Raw genomic sequence first — 1,009 nt, forward strand, 5'->3', positions numbered from 1 at the left:
ACCCCAACGCCAGATCCCTCTGTCGGGAAACCCTCCTGCAGGACTGGCTCCGCAACGCACTGGCTCTCCTTGCTAAGGAGAGGGAAAGATTTTTGCGTAGCAAAAAGCGAGGGTGAGATTTTGAGACGGAAAATTCCACGCAATTAGTTAAACTAACTTGAATTATGATTAGCAACTCCAACTCAGACTTTCTGCCTCCCCCAGTTCAAGACAACGAATTTCTCCCACCAATGAGTTCCTGGGTTACTATGGGCGGACTGGTGATGGTTGGTATTTTGGGAATCAGTGTCATTGTTGCTTCTGTCGCTAAATACAAAGTCACCGTTAAAGCACAAGCACTCGTCCGTCCGGCTGGTGAATTGCGAATTGTGCAAGCTGCCACAGAAGGTCAGGTTATGCATATATCTGTCAAAGAAAATCAAGTTGTCAAAAAAGGAACAGAGATTGCCACTATCGATGACTCTCGCCTGCAAACCAAAAAGAGCCAACTAGAAAGCAATATCCAGCAGAGTCAGTTACAAATTGTTCAAATCAATGCTCAAATTAGTGCTCTTAATAACCAGATAGCGGCAGAAACCGACCGTACCAAGGGGGCTGTTGACTCAGCAGTCGCTGAACTCAGTCGCCGTAGTCGGGATTATCGAGACAGACAAATTACCAGTAACAAAGATGTGGAAGAAGCCGGGGCGAACTTAAAGCAAGCCGAGGCAGAATTGCAAAAAGCACAAGCACAATTACAATCAACCCAAGCGAACTTCAAGTCAAGCCAAGCTGCGTTAAGCGCAGCCAAGTCAAAGCGGAACCGATATCAGAGCGTAGCCAAAGTTGGAGCTCTTTCTTATAATCAATTGGAAGAAGCACTACTAGTTGTTGACCAGCAATCGTCAGCCGTTGAGGTACAAAAAGCAGCAGTTTTGGCACAACTTCAAGCGATTGAGCAGCAAAAACAAGCGATTTCGGCTGCTACAGCAAAATGGCAACGTGCTCAAGCTGCTCTTAATCCTAGTAA

General features: G+C 46.2%; 1 protein-coding gene. It reads left to right on the forward strand.

Annotated features, from left to right (window positions below; all coding sequences use genetic code 11):
- Nucleotides 1-164: 164 nt before the first annotated feature.
- The coding region (locus tag AC5590_RS00005) for an HlyD family secretion protein (protein WP_169269017.1) at nt 165-1,009 on the forward strand (845 nt) is incomplete at its 3' end.

Origin of the sequence: Brasilonema octagenarum UFV-OR1 (assembly GCF_963888615.1) — a bacterium.
GTDB classification, from domain to species: Bacteria; Cyanobacteriota; Cyanobacteriia; order Cyanobacteriales; family Nostocaceae; genus Brasilonema; species Brasilonema sennae.